Annotated in this window: 1 pseudogene; it reads right to left on the bottom strand. The window is 57.5% G+C overall.

Annotation, left to right across the window (positions count from 1 at the left end):
- Nucleotides 1-161 precede the first annotated feature (161 nt).
- Nucleotides 162-292 (bottom strand): annotated as a pseudogene (locus BK660_RS31980) (DUF2269 domain-containing protein); the annotation flags it as partial.

A 292-nucleotide genomic window follows, 5' to 3' on the forward strand; every position in this document is an offset into this window, starting at 1 on the left:
GTGCTGAAGCCGAGAAACGTGGGTGGCCGGTGATTTCGTTGCGCGGCTGATATCGCCTTCGCGAGCAAGACCGCTCCCACATTTAACCGAGTTCCCTCAGAGAAATACGGTTAAAGGTGGGAGCGGGCTTGCTCGCGAAGGGGTCAACCCGGTCTCAAGCCTTAAACAGGCTTGGCCCCCATCAACCCCGCAATGGCGATAAAGCAGACAAAACTGAACAACGCCAAGGCAAAAGTAAATCTCCCCACCCCACCCGGCGCCTTGCGCAACCGATTAAGCCGCACCAGCAACC

The sequence above is a fragment of the Pseudomonas brassicacearum genome (assembly GCF_003732265.1).
Classification (GTDB): domain Bacteria; phylum Pseudomonadota; class Gammaproteobacteria; order Pseudomonadales; family Pseudomonadaceae; genus Aquipseudomonas; species Aquipseudomonas brassicacearum_D.